At 72.7% G+C, this 18,531-nt stretch carries 23 protein-coding genes; 12 read left to right on the forward strand and 11 right to left on the reverse strand.

The features are described from left to right. The first annotated feature begins 34 nt into the window (after nucleotides 1-34). Genes GT755_RS01360 through GT755_RS01375 form a run of 4 tightly spaced genes read left to right on the forward strand, consistent with a single transcriptional unit; the run spans nucleotide 35 to nucleotide 3,109 of the window. Nucleotides 35-730 (forward strand): ABC transporter ATP-binding protein, encoded by a 696-nt coding sequence (locus GT755_RS01360; RefSeq protein ID WP_161477851.1) that lies wholly within the window; start codon nucleotides 35-37, stop codon nucleotides 728-730. After that, complete coding sequence (locus GT755_RS01365; protein ID WP_161477852.1) at nucleotides 727-1,461, forward strand: ABC transporter permease; 735 nt, start codon at nucleotides 727-729, stop codon at nucleotides 1,459-1,461. The genes GT755_RS01360 and GT755_RS01365 overlap by 4 nt, the downstream gene beginning before the upstream one ends. Beyond that, nucleotides 1,458-2,504, forward strand: coding sequence for a sensor histidine kinase (locus tag GT755_RS01370; RefSeq protein ID WP_161477853.1), 1,047 nt, complete (start codon nucleotides 1,458-1,460; stop codon nucleotides 2,502-2,504). The genes GT755_RS01365 and GT755_RS01370 overlap by 4 nt, the downstream gene beginning before the upstream one ends. Beyond that, entirely contained in the window at nucleotides 2,504-3,109 is a 606-nt protein-coding gene (locus GT755_RS01375; protein WP_161477854.1) for a response regulator transcription factor, read from the forward strand. Before GT755_RS01370 ends, GT755_RS01375 begins: the two co-directional genes overlap by 1 nt. Here the strand turns inward: GT755_RS01375 and GT755_RS01380 are convergent. Then, complete coding sequence (locus GT755_RS01380) at nucleotides 3,106-3,915, reverse strand: GDSL-type esterase/lipase family protein (RefSeq protein WP_161477855.1); 810 nt, start codon at nucleotides 3,913-3,915, stop codon at nucleotides 3,106-3,108. The two genes, GT755_RS01375 and GT755_RS01380, sit on opposite strands and share 4 nt — an antisense overlap. 165 nt (nucleotides 3,916-4,080) lie before the next feature. On the opposite strand from GT755_RS01380, the gene GT755_RS01385 reads away from it, so the two are divergent. Next, entirely contained in the window at nucleotides 4,081-5,289 is a 1,209-nt protein-coding gene (locus GT755_RS01385) for an isochorismate synthase (protein WP_161477856.1), read from the forward strand. 100 nt (nucleotides 5,290-5,389) lie between these two features. Next, entirely contained in the window at nucleotides 5,390-6,571 is a 1,182-nt protein-coding gene (locus tag GT755_RS01390) for an MFS transporter (protein WP_328794185.1), read from the forward strand. Here GT755_RS01390 and GT755_RS01395 read toward each other — a convergent pair. The 6 genes from GT755_RS01395 to GT755_RS01420 all read right to left on the reverse strand — a co-directional run bounded on the left by GT755_RS01395 (nucleotide 6,530) and on the right by GT755_RS01420 (nucleotide 11,415). After that, nucleotides 6,530-7,144: an IMPACT family protein gene (locus GT755_RS01395; protein WP_161477857.1), complete on the reverse strand. Its 615-nt coding sequence runs from the start codon at nucleotides 7,142-7,144 to the stop codon at nucleotides 6,530-6,532. The genes GT755_RS01390 and GT755_RS01395 overlap by 42 nt on opposite strands. A 29-nt stretch (nucleotides 7,145-7,173) precedes the next feature. After that, nucleotides 7,174-7,587 carry a cupin domain-containing protein gene (locus tag GT755_RS01400; protein WP_235965766.1) on the reverse strand — a complete coding sequence of 138 codons (414 nt, stop codon included), beginning with the start codon at nucleotides 7,585-7,587 and terminating at the stop codon, nucleotides 7,174-7,176. 10 nt (nucleotides 7,588-7,597) lie between these two features. Further along, nucleotides 7,598-8,086 (reverse strand): flavin reductase family protein, encoded by a 489-nt coding sequence (locus GT755_RS01405; protein WP_161477859.1) that lies wholly within the window; start codon nucleotides 8,084-8,086, stop codon nucleotides 7,598-7,600. A gap of 170 nt (nucleotides 8,087-8,256) precedes the next feature. Beyond that, on the reverse strand, nucleotides 8,257-8,853 hold the full coding sequence (locus GT755_RS01410; RefSeq protein ID WP_161477860.1) for a DedA family protein: 597 nt from the start codon (nucleotides 8,851-8,853) through the stop codon (nucleotides 8,257-8,259). Nucleotides 8,854-8,863: 10 nt separating this feature from the next. Continuing rightward, on the reverse strand, nucleotides 8,864-10,504 hold the full coding sequence (gene menD, locus GT755_RS01415) for a 2-succinyl-5-enolpyruvyl-6-hydroxy-3-cyclohexene-1-carboxylic-acid synthase (RefSeq protein WP_161477861.1): 1,641 nt from the start codon (nucleotides 10,502-10,504) through the stop codon (nucleotides 8,864-8,866). Then, nucleotides 10,501-11,415 carry an o-succinylbenzoate synthase gene (locus tag GT755_RS01420; RefSeq protein ID WP_202609628.1) on the reverse strand — a complete coding sequence of 305 codons (915 nt, stop codon included), beginning with the start codon at nucleotides 11,413-11,415 and terminating at the stop codon, nucleotides 10,501-10,503. The genes menD and GT755_RS01420 overlap by 4 nt, the downstream gene beginning before the upstream one ends. 51 nt (nucleotides 11,416-11,466) lie before the next feature. Here GT755_RS01420 and GT755_RS01425 point away from each other — a divergent pair, with 51 nt between their 5' ends. The 3 genes from GT755_RS01425 (at nucleotide 11,467) to GT755_RS01435 (ending at nucleotide 14,318) form a co-directional block, all read left to right on the forward strand. Beyond that, nucleotides 11,467-12,573 carry an AMP-binding protein gene (locus tag GT755_RS01425; protein WP_285581548.1) on the forward strand — a complete coding sequence of 369 codons (1,107 nt, stop codon included), beginning with the start codon at nucleotides 11,467-11,469 and terminating at the stop codon, nucleotides 12,571-12,573. A 47-nt stretch (nucleotides 12,574-12,620) separates the two neighbouring features. After that, complete coding sequence (locus tag GT755_RS01430) at nucleotides 12,621-12,926, forward strand: hypothetical protein (RefSeq protein WP_161477864.1); 306 nt, start codon at nucleotides 12,621-12,623, stop codon at nucleotides 12,924-12,926. Between the two features lie 156 nt (nucleotides 12,927-13,082). Continuing rightward, nucleotides 13,083-14,318, forward strand: a complete 1,236-nt coding sequence (locus tag GT755_RS01435) for an RNA polymerase sigma factor (RefSeq protein WP_161477865.1) — start codon at nucleotides 13,083-13,085, stop codon at nucleotides 14,316-14,318. An 87-nt stretch (nucleotides 14,319-14,405) separates the two neighbouring features. Here the strand turns inward: GT755_RS01435 and GT755_RS01440 are convergent, their stop codons facing one another. Next, entirely contained in the window at nucleotides 14,406-15,182 is a 777-nt protein-coding gene (locus GT755_RS01440) for a VOC family protein (RefSeq protein WP_161477866.1), read from the reverse strand. Nucleotides 15,183-15,270: 88 nt separating this feature from the next. After that, nucleotides 15,271-15,651, reverse strand: a complete 381-nt coding sequence (locus tag GT755_RS01445) for a hypothetical protein (protein ID WP_328794112.1) — start codon at nucleotides 15,649-15,651, stop codon at nucleotides 15,271-15,273. A gap of 105 nt (nucleotides 15,652-15,756) precedes the next feature. Here GT755_RS01445 and GT755_RS01450 point away from each other — a divergent pair, with 105 nt between their 5' ends. Next, nucleotides 15,757-16,323 carry a TetR/AcrR family transcriptional regulator gene (locus GT755_RS01450; protein ID WP_161477868.1) on the forward strand — a complete coding sequence of 189 codons (567 nt, stop codon included), beginning with the start codon at nucleotides 15,757-15,759 and terminating at the stop codon, nucleotides 16,321-16,323. Nucleotides 16,324-16,663: 340 nt separating this feature from the next. Then, nucleotides 16,664-16,864 carry a DUF5999 family protein gene (locus tag GT755_RS01455; protein ID WP_062347661.1) on the forward strand — a complete coding sequence of 67 codons (201 nt, stop codon included), beginning with the start codon at nucleotides 16,664-16,666 and terminating at the stop codon, nucleotides 16,862-16,864. Between the two features lie 18 nt (nucleotides 16,865-16,882). Here GT755_RS01455 and GT755_RS01460 read toward each other — a convergent pair whose 3' ends face one another. Then, nucleotides 16,883-17,473, reverse strand: a complete 591-nt coding sequence (locus GT755_RS01460) for an alpha/beta hydrolase family protein (protein WP_161477869.1) — start codon at nucleotides 17,471-17,473, stop codon at nucleotides 16,883-16,885. Between the two features lie 94 nt (nucleotides 17,474-17,567). Here GT755_RS01460 and GT755_RS01465 point away from each other — a divergent pair, with 94 nt between their 5' ends. After that, nucleotides 17,568-17,906 carry a hypothetical protein gene (locus GT755_RS01465; RefSeq protein ID WP_161477870.1) on the forward strand — a complete coding sequence of 113 codons (339 nt, stop codon included), beginning with the start codon at nucleotides 17,568-17,570 and terminating at the stop codon, nucleotides 17,904-17,906. A gap of 14 nt (nucleotides 17,907-17,920) precedes the next feature. Here the strand turns inward: GT755_RS01465 and GT755_RS01470 are convergent, their stop codons facing one another. Next, nucleotides 17,921-18,409: a hypothetical protein gene (locus tag GT755_RS01470; protein WP_161477871.1), complete on the reverse strand. Its 489-nt coding sequence runs from the start codon at nucleotides 18,407-18,409 to the stop codon at nucleotides 17,921-17,923. Nucleotides 18,410-18,531 lie beyond the last annotated feature (122 nt).

Raw genomic sequence — 18,531 nt, forward strand, 5'->3', positions numbered from 1 at the left:
CGGCCGCGCGAGCGCCGCAAATAGCGTCGTCGTCATGACCGACGCCATCGTCATCCGGGGCCTGCGCAAGGCCTACCGGCACGTCCTCGCCGTCGACGACCTCAGCCTGACGGTCCCCCAGGGGCAGCGCCTGGCCCTGCTCGGGCCCAACGGCGCGGGCAAGACCACCACCATCAGCGTGCTGCTCGGGCTGCTCGCGCCCGACGCCGGCGCCACCTCCCTCTTCGGGCGCGACTCCCGCTCGGCGGTCAACGACGGGCTCGTCGGGGTCATGCAGCAGGAGATCGGGCTGCCGCCCCGCGTCACCGTCCGCGAGCTGGTGCGGTTCGCCCGCGCCGTCTTCCCCGCGCCGCTCCCCTACGACGAGATCGTCGCCCAGACCGGGCTCACCGGGCTCGACCGCGCCCGCGTCGACCGGTTGTCGGGCGGACAGCGCCAGCGGGTGCGGTTCGCCATGGCCCTGGCCGGCGACCCGAAGCTGCTCGTGCTCGACGAGCCCACCGCCGGGCTCGACGTCGAGGCCCGCCGCGACTTCTGGGACGGCCTGTCGACGAGCGGCCGCACCGTCGTCTTCTCCAGCCATCACCTCGACGAGGCCGACCGGTTCGCCGACCGCATCGTCGTGCTCAACCGCGGCCGGCTCGTCGCCGACGGCACCAGCGCCGAGATCAAGCGGGGCGGCGACCTGGAGGACGCCTTCCTGGCCCTCATCTCCGGGAGGATCGCATGACCGCCTACATCCGCCTCGAAGTCCGCAAGATGCTGCGCGACCACGGCTTCATCGTGATGAGCCTCACCCTGCCGGTCGTGCTGTACCTGATCTTCAGCAACCTCGCCATGGGCGCCCAGGGCGACGAGGCGCGGGCCGCCGCCGCCGCGTGGAGCATGGTGGGCATGGCCGCCTACGGCGCACTCGGCGGCGCGTTCAGCAACGGCACCGGCACGAGCGAGGACAAGGCCCTCGGCTGGCTGGCCCAGCTCGCCGTGCTGCCCATCGCGCCGTGGCGGGTCATCGCCGGGAAGGCCGCCACCGGCGCGATCATCGTGGTGCCCTCGATCCTGCTCGTCCTGACCGCCGGGGGGCTGGTCAACGGGGTGCCGCTGACGCCGTCCGCGTGGGTCGCGGTCACCCTGCTGCTCTGGGCCGGCACGATCCCGTTCAGCCTGTTCGCCCTGGGCAACGCCTACCTGCTGAGCCCGCAGAACGCGGCCGCCGCCAACCTCGCCGGTTACATCTCCCTGTCGGTCGTCGGCGGCCTGTGGTTCCCGGCCGCCGGCTTCCCCGGCTGGTTGCAGGCCGTCAGCGAGTGGAGCCCGGTGGCGGCGTACGCCAACCTGCCCTGGGCCGTCCTCTTCGGCGAGGCCCCCTCACCGCGATCGGTGCTGCTCCTGCTGGGGTGGACCGCCGTCTTCACCCTTTACGCTTTGTACGGTTTCCGCCGTGCCGGGAGGAGTGCATGACGAACCGTCAGGGAGGATTCGCCTTCTGGGTCCTCCTCATGGCCCTCCCCGTCCTGGAGACGGTCGCCCGGCCCTCGATCGTCCGCTGGGCGGCCGTGGTCGCGATCACCGCCCTCTACCTGTGGACCGCCCGCCGCCAGTCGCGCCTCACCCTGGCCCTGCTGGGCGTCACGAGTTCGGCGGCCGCCCTGGCCTTCGGCGGCGCCTTCACCTTCGCGCTCACGATGAGCGCCGTCCTCACCGGCGCGATCGTCCGCCGATGGCCGGGAGTGGCGCTGCTGGTGCCGCTCACCGCCGTCGCGGTCGCCGCCGCCGTCAGGAGCGACGTCGGCGGCCTGAACGTCGCCTTCTCCGGCTGGGGGGTGTTCGTCGCCGGGCTGGTGCCGTGGATCATCGTGCAGCTCTGGGACACCATCGCCGAACTCCGGGCCACCCGGAAGGAGCTCGCCCGGGTGGCCGTCTCGGAGGAGCGCCTGCGCTTCTCCCGCGACCTGCACGACCTGCTCGGCCACACCCTGTCCGTCATGGTCGTCAAGGCCGAGGCGGTCCGGCGGCTGGCCCCCCGCGACGGCGCGGCCGCCGCCCGGCAGGCCGCCGACATCGAGGAGATCGGCCGCCAGGCCCTCACCCAGGTCAGGGCCGCCGTCACCGGCTACCGGGGCCGGGGGCTCGACGCCGAGCTCTCCTCCGCCCGCGACGCGCTGGCCGCCGCGGGCATCGAGCTGACCGTGCGCGGCCCCGACAGCCCGCTCACGCCCGAGACCGACGCGCTGCTCGGCTGGGCGGTGCGCGAGGGCGTCACCAACGTGATCCGCCACAGCACCGCCCGGACCTGCGCCATCACCCTCGTCGTCGGCGACGGTGACGGGGCCGAGCTGACCGTCGCCGACGACGGCGCCGGGGTCACCGGACCCGCGTCCGGGAACGGGCTCGGCGGCCTGCGCGAACGCGTCGAGGCGGCGGGCGGCCGGTTCACCGCCGGGAACGCCCCCGCCGGGGGCTTCCGGCTCACCGTCGGCCTCCCGGAAGGAGCCACCCCCTGATGATCCGTGTGCTGCTGGCCGAAGACCAGGGCATGATGCGCGGCGCCCTGGCCCTGCTGCTCGGCCTCGAACCGGACATCGAGGTCGTCGCCCAGGTCGGCGACGGCACCCAGGTCGTGCCCGCCGCCCTGGAGGCGCGGCCCGACGTCGCCCTGCTCGACATCGAGATGCCCGGCCGCGGCGGCCTGGAGACCGCCGCCGACCTGCGCGACCGGCTGCCCGCCTGCCGGGTGCTGATCCTCACCACGTTCGGCCGCCCCGGCTACCTGCGCCGGGCCATGGACGCCGGGGCCCGCGGCTTCCTCGTCAAGGACGGCCCGGTCGAGGACCTCGCCGACGCCATCCGCCGGGTGCTGCGCGGCGAACGCGTCGTCGACCCCGCCCTGGCCGCCGCCGCCCTGTCGGCCGGGCCGAGCCCGCTGACCGAACGGGAACGCGAGATCCTCGCCATCGCCGGCGACGGCGCCACGATCGCCGACCTGGCCGCCCGCCTCCACCTGTCGGAGAGCACGGTCCGCAACTACCTGTCGTCGGCCATCGGCAAGACCGGCACCCGCAACCGGGTCGAGGCCGCCGGGGTGGCCCGCCACAACGGCTGGCTCTAGACCGGCGACTCCACCCGCTGGAACGTCAACCGGGCGATCGTCTTCTGCCCCTCGGCGTTGGGGTGGAAGAAGTCCCACTTGCTCACCATCGACACCGGGAACTGGTAGCGGAACACCTCGCCGTTGTCGTACCGGCAGAGCGGCCCGTACGCGGCGCAGGCCTTGGCCATCTCGTTGTTGTACGCCATCACCCGCGCCCGCACCCGGTCGCGCCGGGCCTCGTCCTTCGGCGCGGTCGAGGTCGGGTTGGCCAGCATCGTCTGGCAGATGCGCGCGACGCCCCAGAACGCCCGCGCGACGGGGTTGTCCTTGGCGACCCGCCACAGGCGCTTCAGGTCGGGGATGCTGGTGATGCGCACCTGCGCGCCCGTCGGGGCCAGTTCGGCCAGCGCCGCGTCGACGCGCGCCCGGTAGGTCGCCACCGGGGTCATCTGGCTCTCGGTGCGCACGCACGCGTCCTGCGCGCCGACGAGGATCGTCACGTAGGTGGCCTTGGCCTCGATGGCCTTCTCCATCTGTTCCATCAGGTCGTCGCTGGTCGCGCCGTTGTACGCGAAGTTGCGGTTGCGGCCCTTGACGTCGGCCCCGTCGGCCAGCAGGCGCAGGTAGTGACTGTTCACGTCCTTGTGGTCGCCGGCCGCCCACGAGCGCGACGTGCAGGCGACGTACCAGCCGCAGGCGTTGAAGCCCGCGGTGATCGAGTCGCCGAGCGCCGCGATGGTCATCGGCGGGGTTGCGGCCTGGACCGTTCCAGGCCACACGAGCAGCGCGACGGCAGCGGCCACCGGCGTGATCTTCTTGATCATGGACACCTCCGGGAGCCAAAGGTAGAGATCACGAACGCCAAGGCTCTATTACCGAGGCGGCAGGCGTCTCTTCCATGACCAAGCTGCTATCGGGGCTTGACACCGGCGTACCGACGAAAGGGACCCGATGTCGAACACGTTCAGTTTCTGCGTAAAGTGGGTCAGGTGAGCGTCGCCCTCGGACTTCATCCCCCGCTCGTGGTCCGCACGGTCCCGGTACGCGACCCCGGTGACCTCATCTCCCTGCTGCCGGGTCCGGCGTCCTACACGTGGGTGCACCACGGCGACGGGCTGGTGGCGTGGGGCGAGGCGCTGCGGGTGACCATACCGCCGGGGCCCGGCCGGTTCGCGTGGGCCCGCGACTGGCTGGCCGGCGCGTTCGGGCACGCCGACATCGACGACCAGGTCAGAAGGCCCGGCTCCGGGCCCGTCGCGTTCGGCAGCTTCACCTTCGACCCCGCCTCGGCGGGGTCGGTCCTCGTCGTCCCCCGGGTGGTGGTGGCCCGGCGCGACGGGCAGGCCTGGCTGACCACGGTCGGTGAGGAGAACCTGGGGCTGGTCACGCCCGCCGTCCCGCCGGGGCGCATCCGCTACTCCGACGGCGCGCTGACCGCGCCCGGCTGGGAGCACGCCGTCGCCACGGCCGTGCGGCACATCACGTCCGGGGAGCTGGAGAAGGTCGTGCTGGCCCGCGACCTGATCGCGACGGCCGACACCGACATCGACCCGCGGGTCCCGCTGGCCCGCCTCGCGGCCCGTTACCCCGAGTGCTACACCTTCTCCGTCGGCGGCCTCATCGGGGCCACGCCCGAGCTGCTCGTGCGGCACACCGGGCGGGCCATCGAGTCGCTCGTGCTGGCCGGCACCATCCCCAGCGGCGCCGACCCGGCCACCCTGTTCGACTCGCCGAAGGACCGCTACGAGCACACCTGCGCGGTGGCCTCGGTCGAGGCCGCGCTGAAGCCGCTGTGCGCCGAGCTCGACGTGCCGGCCGCACCCGAGCTGCTCTCGCTGCCCAACGTGCAGCACCTCGCCAGCCGGGTCACCGGCAGGCTCGACGACGGCGCGTCGGTGCTCGACGTGGTGGCCGCCCTTCACCCCACGGCCGCCGTCGGCGGCACCCCGACCGACGACGCGGTCGCCCTCATCCCCCGGCTGGAGCGCATGGACCGGGGCGGCTACGCCGGGCCGGTCGGCTGGATCGACGCCCAGGGCGACGGCGAGTGGGGCATCGCACTGCGCTGCGCCCAGCTCGACGGCCCGCGTGCCCGCCTTTTCGCAGGTTGCGGCATCATGGGCGGGTCCGACCCGGCCGCCGAGCTCGCGGAGGCGCAGTCGAAGTTCCGCGCCATGCAGTACGCCCTCGAAGGCTGACAAAGGGCGAAGTTACGCATTAGCGGACAATCCTGAAAGGCTGGGCCCGGACCGACCCATCGCAAGCACCACGCACGACCTCCTGGAGGGCCGACCCCTGATCTCCCCCGCCGACCGCCGTGCCCGGGTCGCGGTCGCCCTGCTGTTCCTGACCAACGGCGCGATCTTCGCCAACCTGATGCCGCGCTACCCCGCCATCATCGAGGCCCTCGACCTGTCCAACGCCCAGTTCGGACTGGCCGTCGCCGCCGTGCCCGCCGGGTCGCTCGCCTCCGGGCTGCTGGCGGGCATCCTCATCCGGCGGCTCCGGTCCTCCCGCGTCGCGGTCGGCGGCATGATCCTCACCAGCGGGTTCGTGCTGCTCGCCGGGCTCGCCCCCAGCTGGGCGCTGCTCGCCGGGGCGCTGTTCGCCGTCGGGGCGCTCGACTCGGTCGTGGACGTCGCCCAGAACACCCACGGCCTGCGCGTGCAGCGGCTCTACGGCCGCTCGATCATCAACTCCTTCCACGCCATCTGGAGCCTGGGCGCCGTCCTGGGCGGGCTCATGGGCGGCGGCGCCGCCGCGCTCGGCCTGTCGCTCGGCCTGCACCTGACCATCTCGGCGGTCACGTTCGTCATCGTCAACGTGGTCGCCTACCGCTTCCTGCTCCCCGGCCCCGAGCCGCGCGAGCCCGTGGAGGCCTCGAGCTCCGACCGGCCCGCCGCCCCGGCAAAGTCGGTCGCCTACGGCGCGCTCGCCCTGCTCGCCGTCATCGCGATCTGCGGCGCCACCGTCGAGGACGCCGGCGGCACCTGGGCCGCCGTCTACCTGTCGGGCTCGCTCGGCGCGGCCCCCGGCATCGCGGCGTTCGGCTTGGTCGCCGTGGTGGGCGCGCAGTTCGTCGGGCGCGCGCTGGGCGACCGGTTCGTCGACCGGTGGGGCCAGGCCGCCGTGGCGCGGGCCGGCGGCCTGCTGATCGCGTTGGGGTTCGGGCTCGCGCTGGCCTTCCCGAGCGTGCCCGGCACCGTCGCGGGCTTCGGCCTGGCCGGGTTCGGCAGCGCCACCCTCATCCCGGGTGCCATGCACGCCGCCGACCAGCTGCCCGGCTTCCGGCCCGGCACCGGGCTGACCCTGCTGTCGTGGCTGCTGCGGGCCGGCTTCCTGCTCACGCCACCGCTGGTCGGGCTCATCGCCGACGCGAGCTCGCTGCGGATGGGGCTGCTGGTCGTCCCGGTCGCCGGGATCATCGTGGTGGCCTGCTCAGGCGTCTTCCGCGCGCACGAACAGAAGGTCGCCCGCTGAGGCGGTCGCCCGTCCGGCCGTCGCGGTGGCCAGCCACTCCTCGAACCCGGCGGGGTCGGCCACCGCGACGTCGAAGGCCACTCCCGAGCCGTAGGTGACCCCGCGCACGTCGTAACGGCCACGCAGGTCGTTCTCCAGCCGGCCCGCGTGGGCGTGGTCGATCGACACCGTCACCAGGCGGGCCTCGACCATCGTGACCGGTCTCACCCGGTCGAGGGTCTCCCCCACCGCGCCGCCGTAGGCCCGCACCAGCCCTCCGGCGCCCAGCAGCACGCCGCCGAAGAAGCGGGTCACCACCGTCACCACGTCGGCGTAGCCGCGCCGGAGCAGCACGTCGAGCATCGGGGTGCCGGCCGTGCCGCCCGGTTCGCCGTCGTCGTCGGAGCGGCGCGCGCCGGCGCCGATGACGTAGGCGGTGCAGTTGTGGGTGGCGTCGGCGTAGAGGGCGCGGCGGGCCGAGATGAACTCGCGGGCGGCCTGTTCCGAGGGGGCCGGCGCGACGGCGCAGACGAACCGCGACCGCCGCACCTCCGTCTCGTGTTCGACCACGTCGTCGAGGGTCTTGTACGGCACCGCGACAGACTAGCCCCGCCCCGGCGCCTTTACAAAGTAGATCCCAATGACGGGAGATTGACCACGATCGCCTCCTGCGACGACCGCGCGATCACCACCACCGCCTCCTCGTCGGGCGAGGGGTTCTCCTCCCGGTGCGGCGTGAACGGCGGCACGTACACGTAGTCGCCCGGCGAGGCGTCGATCCGCCGCTCCGCGCCGTCGTCGCCGAGGAAGACGAACGACGGGTGCCCGCTGACGACGTAGATCGCGGTCTCGGAGTCGCCGTGGTGGTGGTCGGCCGATCGGGTGGACGGGGCGACGTGGGTCTGCCCCATCCAGAGCCGGGCCGAGCCGACGCTCTGCCCGCTGATGGCCGCCCGCCGGTACATCCCGGACGTCTGGGCCGTCTCGTCCGACAACCCGGCGGGCACGACGTGGTGCAGCGGTTCGTGGAAGGACAAACCGGGTCTCCTAGGTGAAGGATCCGAAAGTTCCGTCATGGTAGAGCAGCGGCCGCCGTCCGGGGATCGTCTCCCCCTCGGTGACCAGGCCGACCACCAGCCGGTGGTCCCCCGCCACGAACCGTTCCCTGATCTCGCACCGCAACCACGCCGCCACGCCGTGGAGCACGGGTTCACCGGTGTCGAGGACGTCGTACCCGGTCTCCGGGCCGAAGCGGTCGGCGCCGCTGCGCGCGAACAGCACGGCCAGGTCGCGCTGGGACTCGCCCAGGATGTGGACGACGAAGCTGTCCCGGTCGCGGATCGCGGGCCAGCTCGACGACCCCAGCCCGATGCCGAAGGTGACCAGCGGCGGTTCCATCGAGACGGATGCGAGGGAGGTGGCGGTGAACCCGACCGGCCCCGCCGTGGTGACGACGGCCACGCCGGCGGCGTGGCGGCGGAAGGCGCTGCGGAACAGGTCGCGGGTGTCGGTCTCGACGTCGGGGGGGATTCTCATGGTTCCACCTCTGAATGGTTCCGGCGCATCGCCGATCCGGGGGCGCGGCAAATCCGACACGGCCGTCACGGTGTTCCTCTCGTTCAGGTCCCTTCATCGTAGAAATACCCCTAATACCTGTCAATATTGTAGGGAATTGGCCCGCGCGTAATCCCGAAGAGACCGGCCCCCTACGAACGGGCCCGCCGCCGCACCCACACCATGGTCACCAGGCCGACCACGACCGCCACGGCCAGCGCCGCCCAGGACAGCTGCTTCAGCCACCGCTCGGCCGCGACGCCCACGTAGTAGACGACCGCCGTGGTCCCCCCGGCCCACACGATCGCGCCCAGCACGTTCGCGGCCAGGAACCGCCAGTACGGCAGGTGCAGCGCCCCCGCCAGCGGCCCCGCCAGGATCCGCAGCAGCGCCACGAACCGCCCGAAGAACACCGCCCACACGCCCCAGCGCCGGAACAGCGCCTTGGCCCGCCCGACGTGCTCGTCTCCGAAGTGCCGGGGGAACCGCCGCCCCAGCCGGTCGAACAGCCCCTGCCCGCCCCGATGGCCGATGGCGAAGCCGATGGAGTCGCCCACGATGGCCCCGGCGGTCGCGCACCCGCCGACCACCAGCGGGTCGACGATGCCCTGGGCCGCCATGAGAGACGCGCTGACCAGCACGATCTCCCCCGGCAACGGAATGCCGAGGCTCTCGATCCCGATGACCAGACCCACGACGACGTAGATCCAGAGATCCGGGATCGACTGCAGCCAGTGTTCGACGCCCATCCGACTCCCTCTAGCCGATCGCCGCCCGGACGGCGTCGCGCATCGCCACGTGGACCGCCGCGTTGGCGTTCCGGTCGGTGCGGGCCTCCACCAGGCGGGGCCCCTCGCCGCGGATCGCCTTGGCCAGGTCGTCGGGGTCGCTGACCACGCTGTAGGGCGTGCCCGTCGCGGCCGCGAGGTAGCCGAGGTCGACGCCGTGGGGCGTACCGAAGATGCGCTCGAACGAACCGCCGAGCGACGACTGCGGCAGCAGGGAGAAGATCCCGCCGCCGTCGTTGTTGACCACCACGACGCACAGGTCGGGCCGGGGCTCCCGGGGCCCGATGACCAGCCCGTTGTGGTCGTGGAGGAAGGACAGGTCGCCCATCAGGGCGTAGGCGCGGCCGTGGTGGGCCAGCGCCGCCCCGGCCGCCGTCGACACCAGGCCGTCGATTCCGGACGCCCCCCGGTTGGCCATCAGCCGCACCCCGCGCCGGGGCCGCATGGCCTGGTCGAGGTCGCGGACCGGCATCGAGGAGCCGCAGAACAGCAGCGACCCGTTCGGGATGATCGCGGCCAGGTCGCGGGCCAGCCGGGGCTCGCTCAGGCCGCCCGCGTCGAGCACGTCGTCGACGGCGTGGCGGGCCGCCATCTCGGCCCGCCGCCAGGCGTTCAGCCACTGGTCGCCGCCGGCCGCGACGGGGATCTCCACCGCCTGCGCCACCTGGGTGGCCGACCGCGTCGGATCGGGCCAGCGGGTCAGGTCGCGGGCGACCACGACGTGTTCCTGGGCCCGCTTCAGCCAGGCCAGCAGGGGCCGCGACAGGCCGGGCCGCCCGAGGGTGACCACCACGTCGGGCCGGTGGGCCTCGGCGAAACCGGGGGTGCCGAGCAGGAAGTGGTAGGTCGAGATCGCCGTGTCGCCGTAGCGGCCGCCGCCGTTGGGCTCCGAGAGCACCGGCCAGCCCGCCATCCCGGCCGCCGCGACGTAGCGCCGCACGTTGGTCGCGCCGTCGCCCACCACCAGGACCCCGCGCCGGGTCGCCGGGATGTGCAGCGCCGACGACGGCGGAGCAACCCGGGCCCGCACCCACGGCCCGTTCGCGTCGAGCGTCTCGGGCCAGTCGTCGTTCCCGTCGGGGACGAGCGGCTCCCGGAACGCCACGTTGAGGTGCACCGGGCCGGGGTCGCCCGGCCCCTCGGCCCGCTGGTAGGCGCGGCAGGCCAGCGACCGCCAGTAGGCCACCTGCCCCGGCCGCTCCTCGGGCACCCCGACCTCGGCGAACCACCGCACGGCCGAGCCGAACAGCTTCACCTGGTCGATCGTCTGGTTGGCGCCGGTCCCGCGCAGCTCCGGCGGCCGGTCGGCGGTGAGCAGCAGCAGCGGCACCCCCGACTCGCTCGCCTCGATCACGGCGGGATGCAGGTTCGCCGCGGCCGTTCCGGACGTCGTGACCACCACGACCGGCTTCTCCAGGCGCCGGGCCAGCCCGAGCGCGAGGAACCCGGCCGAGCGTTCGTCGGTGCGCACGTGGAGCCGGATCCGCGGGTCGTCGTGGAGCGCCAGCGCCAGGGGCGCCGACCGGGACCCGGGTGCGACCACCGCCTCGGTGACCCCGCACCACGCCAGTTCGTCGACGAGCACGGTCGCCAGCGCGGTAGCCGGATTCACGCGGCGGCCCCCTCCATCCGCCGAATCCACTCCGGCGACTCGATCTCGAAACGCGCCAGGGCGTCTTCGTCCACCTCGGGACGCCGCACGCGCAGGACCCCCTGCTCCTCTGCCAGCGGATCGGCCACGACATCCCCGGCCAGAAGCGACATGGTCCCGAGTCCGCAAGCGTACGGCAATTCGGGCAGCGCGGCGGCCAGCGCGAGCCCCGCCGCCAGGCCCACCGAGGTCTCCACGGCCGACGACACGACGGCCGGCAGACCGCACGCCTCCACCACCCGCAGGGCACTGGCGACCCCGCCGAGCGGCTGCACCTTCACGACCGCGATGTCGGCCGCCCCGGCGGCCCTGACCTTCAGCGGGTCCTCCGCCCTGCGGATCGACTCGTCGGCGGCGACCGGGACGTCGACCCGCCGCCGGACCCGGGCCAGCTCGTCGAGGGTCGCGCACGGCTGCTCGACGTACTCCAGGGCGAACCGGTCGAGTTCCTTGATCGCGCGGACGGCGTCGTCGACGTCCCAGCCGCCGTTCGCGTCGACCCGCACCTTCCCGCCCGGCCCCAGGGCGTCGCGCACCGCCTCCACCCTGGCCAGGTCGTCGGCGAGCGTCTGGCCCGCCTCGGCGACCTTGACCTTGGCCGTGGCGCAGCCCGAGGCGCGCACCATCGCGGCGGCCTTACCGGGCCCGACCGCCGGCACGGTCGTGTTCACCGGCACGACCGCGCGCACCGGTTCGGGCCAGCCCTCGAACGCGGCCTCCCGCGCGCAGGCCAGCCACCGGGCGCACTCGGCCGGACCGTACTCGGGGAAGGGGGAGAACTCCCCCCACCCGTGGGGGCCCCTGATCAGGATGCCCTCCCGTGCGGTCTGCCCCCGGAACCGGACCACCATGGGAATCCGGAACACCCGCAGCTCCACGCCGCCCTCCCCGCTCTCCGGCACCGGCCCGGCTACCCTGACCAGGTGGTCGATCGTCCGGTGCACGCACTCATCCTGCCGCCAGGTCCCGCCCTCGCCGAGGCGGTGGCCGCCGCGCTCGACGGCGGCGGCCCGGCGATCCTGCCAGTCGCGCCATCGTTGCCCGACCGGGCGGTCAGGGCCCTGTTCGACACGCTGCGGCCGACCCATGTCACCACACCCGACGGCACGAGCGTGCTCCCGGAGGGCGTGCCGGCAGAAGACGACACGGCCGTGATCATCGCCACATCGGGGTCCACCGGGGTCCCGAAGGGCGTCGAGCTCTCGGCGCGCGCCCTGCTGGCCTCGGCGCGGGCCTCGCTCGACCGGATCGGCGCCCGGCCCGGCGACCGGTGGTTGTGCTGCCTGCCGCCCTCCCACGTGTCCGGGCTCCAGGTCATCACGCGGGCGCTGCTGTGCGGCACCGACCCGATCGTCCACGAGTCCTTCGACCCCGGGAAGGTGCTGGCCTCCGGGGCCGACCACGTCTCGCTGGTGCCGACCCAGCTCCGCCGGCTGCCCGACGTGTCGGCGTTCACCACGATCCTGCTGGGCGGCGCCCCCGCGACCGCCGAGCTGAAGGCCCGGCATCCGCGGATCTTCCACACCTACGGCATGACGGAGACCTGCGGCGGCTGCGTGTACGACGGCCGCCCCCTTGACAATGTAGATCTCAAACTCGACGCGGAGGGCCGCGTCATGATCGCCGGCCCGATGCTCATGAACGGCCACCGTCTCGGCCCCCGCCTGACCGGCCCGTGGTTCACCACGAGCGACCTCGGCGAGATCGAGGACGGGGAGCTGCGCGTCCTGGGCCGGGCCGACGACGTGATCAACACCGGGGGCCACAAGGTCGTCGCCGGGGTCGTCCAGAGCGTGCTGGCGACGCACCCCAAGGTGCGGGAGGTCGTCGTGGTCGGGCGTCCCGACCCGGAGTGGGGGCAGATCGTGGTGGCGGTCGTGGCGGGCGAGGCGACGCTGGAGGAGCTGCGCGGCCATGCCAAATCGGAACTGCCCGCCTATGCCGCGCCGAAGGCGTTGGTGCAGGTCACGGCACTTCCCCTGCTCCCCAACGGCAAACCCGATATGGTTACCATACGGAACCAAGTATGACAATCATCCGTCATACGATCAGGTAGCCCGACGAAAGGAAGCAGACCATGATCCCGACCCCGAGGATGCTGATCTCCGCAGGGATCGTCGGTGTCATCGTCGTCGGTGGCGTGGCCGTGGCGGCCACCGCGTCGGCCGGGCGCATCGAATTCGAGCAGCAGCGCCTGCTCAAGACCGTCGGGGAGAAGGCCGAGGAGACCACCTCCGCGCCCACCCCGGAGCCGGTCCCCTCCAACGTCGTGGTCAGGGAGCTGGAGACCGACCCCGAAGAGGTCACCGGCTACTGGACGCCCGAGAACCTGGAGCAGGCCGAGCCCATGACCATCCCCCGCGTCGAGGTCGAGCTCAACTGAGGAGACCGCCCATTTCCGTGCGGTTTAGGTAACACGGGAACAAATATCCGGCGTTGGCGTTCTTACTAAGGCAGCCGTGTTGGCGCGAGGTCGCCCGGGCGTGCCTGAACCCATTGACGACGAATCTTTGATCTCCGCGAAGGAGGAGGTGTCCTCATGCCCCGAACCGCCGTGGCGTCTACCTCGCCCGCGCGCGAGGCCGTTCCGACGACTCTCGACCAGCTCCTGGAGCGGGGACGTAAGCAGGGCCGCCTTTCCCTGTCAGAACTGCGCGAGGCGTTCGTGGACGCCGGGGTGAGCGCGACGAAGGCCCGCGGGATCCTGCGCGGCCTCACCGAGGCCGGAGTGAGCCTCGCCGAGACCACCGACGACACTACGAAGGTTACGACCCCTGTCAAGGACGACGAGGAGATCTCCGAGACCGACATCGAGGCCGAGGCCGCCGCGGTCGACCTCGACGACACCTCCTCGGCGATGGGCGACTCCGTCCACACCTACCTGAAGTCGATCGGCCGCCGCACCCTGCTCACCGCCGCCCAGGAGGTCGAGCTGGCCCGCCGCATCGAAGCGGGCCTGTACGCCGAGTACAAGCTCGACCTGGCCGAGGAGACCGGCCGGCGACTGTCCGCCGTCGAGCGCGAGGACCTGGAATGGGTCATCGAGGACGGCCGGCGGGCCAAGGACCACATGCTGGAGGCCAACCTCCGCCTGGTGGTCTCGGTGGCCAAGAAGTACACCGACCGCGGCATGGCCCTGCTCGACGTCGTGCAGGAGGGCAACCTCGGCCTCATCAGGGCCGTGGAGAAGTTCGACTACACCAAGGGCTTCAAGTTCTCCACCTACGCCATGTGGTGGATCCGGCAGGCCATCCAGCGCGGCTTCGCCGACTCCGCCCGCACGATCCGGCTCCCCGTCCACGTGCTGGAGATGCTGTCCAAGCTCTCCCGCGTGGAGCGCGACATGCACCAGCGCCTCGGCCGCGAGCCCACGCCCGAGGAACTGGCCGTGGAGCTCGACAAGACCCCCGACCAGATCGAGGAGCTGCTGCGCACCAGCCGCCAGCCGATCAGCCTCGACAGCACGATCGGCGAGGACGGCGAGACCCGGATCGGCGACCTCATCGAGGACGTCGACTCGCTGGAGGCCTCCGAGGTGGTCGACCGGCAGCTGCTGGCCGAGCAGCTCAAGGGCGTGCTGAGCAACCTGTCCCCGCGCGAGGCCAAGATCATGGCCCTGCGCTTCGGCCTGGCCGACGGCAAGCCCCACACGCTCGACGAGATCGGCAAGCACCTGGGCCTGACCCGCGAGCGCATCCGCCAGCTGGAGAAGGAGTCCCTCTCCAAGCTCCGCCACCCCAGCAACGCCCGCCCGCTCCTCGACTGGGCGAGCTAGGAAACCTCCCGGTACGGGGTCTCGCTCCCGACCCGCACCGCCCCTTGGCCGGCCCGGCCGTCACCTCGCTCGACCGGGCCGGCTTTCTCATGACGTCAGCTCGATCAGCGACAGCACCGCGCCCGCCGGGTCGGTCACCACGGCCGCCCAGCCCGAGGGCAGGTCGAACGGCGGGACCTGGACGGCTCCGCCCAGGTCGGCCACGATCCGGCAGGCCTCCTGGCAGTCGGCGACCGCGAAGTAGACCATCCAGTGGGGCGGGATCTCCGGCGGCCACGCGTCGGTCATCTCGACCATCCCGGCCACCGTCGTCTTCGACCGCTTGAGGTCGAACTCGGTGTAGCTGCCGCTGCCGCTCAGGAACGGCGCCCGCCGGGCGTGCCAGCCGAACAGCCGGCCGTAGAAGGCCGCGGCCTCCTCGACGTCGCGGGCGGCCAGTTCCGTCCAGCAGAAGGCCCCCGGCGCCCCGCGCACCCCCGCCCCTTCGAGGGCGACCGGCTCCCACAAGGCGAACTCGGCCCCGGAGGGGTCGGCCAGCACGGTCCGCCAGCCCTGTTCGCGGCCCTCGTCGAAGATCTGCTCGGGTCCGGCGAGCACGCGGGCCCCGGCGTCGTCGGCGCGCCGTGTCGAGTCGTCGATGTCGTCGGCGGCGATGTGGACCAGCCAGGCCGGTCCGCCGGGACGGGCGGGCCCGAGCCCGGCGACCGGTTCGCCGCGCAGCAGCGCCGTGGAGTGGCTGCGTCCGCGCGGCTCGAAGTCCCAGGCGAAGACGCCGTGGTAGAACGCCTCGCTGAGCGCGAGATCGGCGGTGCCGACCTCGACCCAGCACGGCCGGCCCGCCGCGTACCTCACCCGTCCGGGCATCTCTCCGGCCTCCCTGACCCCAAGGTAATCCTTAGACGGCGCAGCGTGCCGGTCCGTTGACGCCCCGGACATGCCCGAAGGGTATTTGTCAGCGGGCCGAAGCGGTCACCGGCCGCGGCAGCCGCACGATACCGGTCAGCCGGTTCTCCTCGCGGAGCGTGCGCAGTTTGCTCACCTCGGTGGTCCACTTGGCGCCCTCGGGGGTCGCCCGGCCCTTGCGGCGGCGGATGCGGTCGTCGTAGGCCTTCACGCCGAAGGTGGCCCGCTGCGCCGCCTCGGCGGCCCGGAGGGCGGCGGTGAGCGCGTGGTCGTAGGCGAGGCCGGCCTCGCGCAGCTCGGGGCCGGACGCGTGGGCGGCCTGGCGGGCGCGCAGGTGGACCTCGGCCTGCCGGGCCTTGTCGAGCAGCTCACCGTAGCTCTTGGAGATCTCCTGGTCGGCGTGGAACCTGACCTCCGCCTCCCGGCTCACCCGCGGACGGAAAAACGCCATCGTCAACCTCTCAGTCCTGATTGAAACGCACTGGTCGACAGCGTAGACCCTCCCCTGTCCGGCCGGGATGGCAGGATGATCCGCATGCCTGCCAAGCGACCTCCGACCCCCCTCTCACGCGAACGCATCATCGACGCCGCCCTCCACATCGCCGACGGGCAGGGGCTGCGCCGGCTGACCATGCGGCGGCTGGGCGACGCGCTCCAGGTCGAGGCGATGGCCATCTACCACCACCTCCCCCGGGGCAAGGAGGCGCTCATGGACGCCCTGGCGGAGCACGTGACGGCCGTCCAGGTGGAACCGAGGGAGGCGCCCTGGCCGGAGATCGCCCGCGACTGGGCGCGGGCCGCCCGCGCCGCCCTGCTGGAGCACCCCGGCGTGTTGTCGCTGGCGCTGACCAAGCCACCCAAGGGCACCGCGCTGATGTCCGTGGCGAGCCAGGTCGAGCAACTCCGCGACGCCGGCCTCGACCGGGCCCAGGAGGCGGTGCACACCCTGCGCGCCTACGTCTACGGCGCGGTCGCGGTCGAGATGCAGGCCTCGGGCTGGGCCGACCCCGACGCCGACGTGGCCAAGGCGCGGGTGGCGACGGGCGACGCCGACTTCGAGCGCGGCCTGACCGCGGTGCTCAGAGGGCTGGAAGACTCGTAACGGCCCTGTCGTCTGAGGCAGATTCCGTGGCGCGAGACGCGGGCGGCCTTCGGCCGCCCGCGTCTCGCTTTGCCGAAGTGACGGCGTGTCGCGCTTGGGGTGTTATCGTGCATCGGGCACCCTTGTGTCGTAGGTCACACGCATGACCACACCCCCCTACCAGGGTGTGGGCGAAATCGTCCGAACGGGCTATGTCCTTGTGGAGTGACCTGGCGCACACTGGTGTAGGCCGACAGTGGTGTAGGCCAATTTGCGTCAACTCAACCCCATACGCTCGTCCCCCACATGGCTGGGCGGATCCACGTCACGAGCGACACGAGAAAGACACGGAGCCCCGGCGATGTGCCCTCATGAGCCCGGCTGTCCCAGCGCGGAAGCGCAGGACCGCGAAGCCGCCCGAACGGTCGCGGCCCACCCCGAACAAGGGTGGAGCCTCCTCTGCAACGGTGTCGTCCTCTTCGAGGACACCGGCGAGCTGCTCCCCAACGGGGCGATCATCGCTCCGCACCGGCCGACCGACATGGCCATCACCGCCGCCTGACGCGGCGTCCACGGGGGATCACCGGCGCGCGGTCAGCCAGCGCGCCACCTCCGCCCCGATCAGGGCGGGGTTCTTCCGGAGATCGTGATTCTCTCCGGGCAGCACGACCAGCCGTTCCGCGTCCGCCTCATCAGGCACCCCGAACGGATCACGGTCACCGTTGATGACCAGCACCCCCGCCTTGGCGCCGCGCAGCTCGGCGGCCCGTGACCTCTCCGGGTGACCGGGCGGATGCAGCGGAAACGCCAGCGCCACCACCCCGACGGCCCCGACGTCACCGGCCGTGCGGCAGGCGACCCGCGCCCCGTTGCTCCGCCCCCCTTGGGCGACCGGCAGACCCGGGAAGCGCTCCTTGACCGCCGCGGCGATGGCCACCCAGCTCTCGTCCTGCCGCACGGCCGACCCCGGCGCCCGCGCCCCCCGGAGCCGGAACGGCTGGGTGATCCGGGCGACGGCGATGCCCTCGGCCAGGCAGGCGTCGCGCACCGCGACCAGGTCGGGCGCGTCGACTCCCCCGGCCGACCCGTGGGTCAGCAGCAGCACCAGGCCCGCCGAACCGGGGTCGTCGATCTCCGCCAGCCCCGGCCCGTGAGGTGTGTCGATCCGCATAACCGCACGTTATCGCGGGTCCATCCGCCGCATGACCGCCGTGTCATCCGAATGGATGATGACGCCCCCGGGGGGTTGTGCCACATTTGTGGACGTGCCTGACACATCTCTTCCGCATGAGGACCTGCGCGCCACCCTGGCGGCCCGCCGCGATCTCGGCCCCGCCTACGAAGACGCGTTGGTCGACTCGTTCATCGAGAAACTCGACAACGAGATCACCGCGCGCGTTCAGGCCGAGGTGGCCCGGCGCGGCGAGACCAAGCCCGCCAAGCCCGACAACAGCCACATCCCGATCGCCCTGGGTTCGCTGGGCATCGGCGTCCCGCTGACGGCCATCGCGGTCAGCCAGGCGGGCAGCTTCGGCCTGATGCTGGCCTGGGGCGGCATCGTCCTGGTGAACATGGCGGCGGCGATCCGCCGCAAGCGCCCCTAGATCTCACCGACGGCTCAGGGCCGGTCCTGGCGCATCTGGACCTGGGCCGCCAGGTCGGCGTCCTGGTGGTCGAGGCCGTAGCGCCAGACCGTCTCGGCGTCGGCGTCGCGACCGCGCAGCGGCAGCGTGCGGGCCAGCAGTTCGATCGCCAGGGCCGCCGTGTCGGCGTCGGGGCCGGCCTCGACCGCGACCTCGAACTCGGCGCAGGCCATCTCCAGGTGGGCGATGCCCAGCAGGACGCGCAGCCGCGCCGCGTCGGCCACGCCCGGCACCGACAGGGCCTGCAGGAGCAGGTCGGCCGCCTCCGCCGGGGCGTTCTCCTCCAGGAGGGTCTGGGCCATGCGTTCGGCCGTGACCGACAGGCCGACGGCGGCGCTGGCCTGGTCGGGGGCCGCCGCGTCGGCGGCCAGTGTGGCGAAGATCGCCGCGGCGGCGTCGAGATTCCCGGCGTCATAGAGGCGCCGGGCCTCGTCGATCTGCCGTCCGGAGTCGATGGCCGTCATCTCGGGGGGCCTCCAGAGGGAACCGGGCCGAAAGGGTTGCGAAGATCCTAACGACCCGGTCCGCCCCACGGCGGCAGACATGCGGAAGGTGATGGGTTTCTGTCCCCTTCCCCGGGGAAGGG

Origin of the sequence: Herbidospora solisilvae (assembly GCF_009901565.1) — a bacterium.
In the GTDB taxonomy this organism is placed as follows: Bacteria; Actinomycetota; Actinomycetes; order Streptosporangiales; family Streptosporangiaceae; genus Herbidospora; species Herbidospora solisilvae.

Bases quoted from the DNA above. Each gene is read 5' to 3' on its own strand.
- GT755_RS01360 (WP_161477851.1), top strand. From the start codon at position 35: ATGACCGACGCCATCGTCATCCGGGGCCTGCGCAAGGCCTACCGGCAC.
- GT755_RS01365 (WP_161477852.1), top strand. From the start codon at position 727: ATGACCGCCTACATCCGCCTCGAAGTCCGCAAGATGCTGCGCGACCAC.
- GT755_RS01370 (WP_161477853.1), top strand. From the start codon at position 1,458: ATGACGAACCGTCAGGGAGGATTCGCCTTCTGGGTCCTCCTCATGGCC.
- GT755_RS01375 (WP_161477854.1), top strand. From the start codon at position 2,504: ATGATCCGTGTGCTGCTGGCCGAAGACCAGGGCATGATGCGCGGCGCC.
- GT755_RS01380 (WP_161477855.1), bottom strand. From the start codon at position 3,915: ATGATCAAGAAGATCACGCCGGTGGCCGCTGCCGTCGCGCTGCTCGTG.
- GT755_RS01405 (WP_161477859.1), bottom strand. From the start codon at position 8,086: ATGAGAATCCCCCCCGACGTCGAGACCGACACCCGCGACCTGTTCCGC.
- GT755_RS01410 (WP_161477860.1), bottom strand. From the start codon at position 8,853: ATGGGCGTCGAACACTGGCTGCAGTCGATCCCGGATCTCTGGATCTAC.
- GT755_RS01430 (WP_161477864.1), top strand. From the start codon at position 12,621: ATGATCCCGACCCCGAGGATGCTGATCTCCGCAGGGATCGTCGGTGTC.
- GT755_RS01435 (WP_161477865.1), top strand. From the start codon at position 13,083: ATGCCCCGAACCGCCGTGGCGTCTACCTCGCCCGCGCGCGAGGCCGTT.
- GT755_RS01440 (WP_161477866.1), bottom strand. From the start codon at position 15,182: ATGCCCGGACGGGTGAGGTACGCGGCGGGCCGGCCGTGCTGGGTCGAG.
- GT755_RS01450 (WP_161477868.1), top strand. From the start codon at position 15,757: ATGCCTGCCAAGCGACCTCCGACCCCCCTCTCACGCGAACGCATCATC.
- GT755_RS01455 (WP_062347661.1), top strand. From the start codon at position 16,664: ATGTGCCCTCATGAGCCCGGCTGTCCCAGCGCGGAAGCGCAGGACCGC.
- GT755_RS01460 (WP_161477869.1), bottom strand. From the start codon at position 17,473: ATGCGGATCGACACACCTCACGGGCCGGGGCTGGCGGAGATCGACGAC.
- GT755_RS01470 (WP_161477871.1), bottom strand. From the start codon at position 18,409: ATGACGGCCATCGACTCCGGACGGCAGATCGACGAGGCCCGGCGCCTC.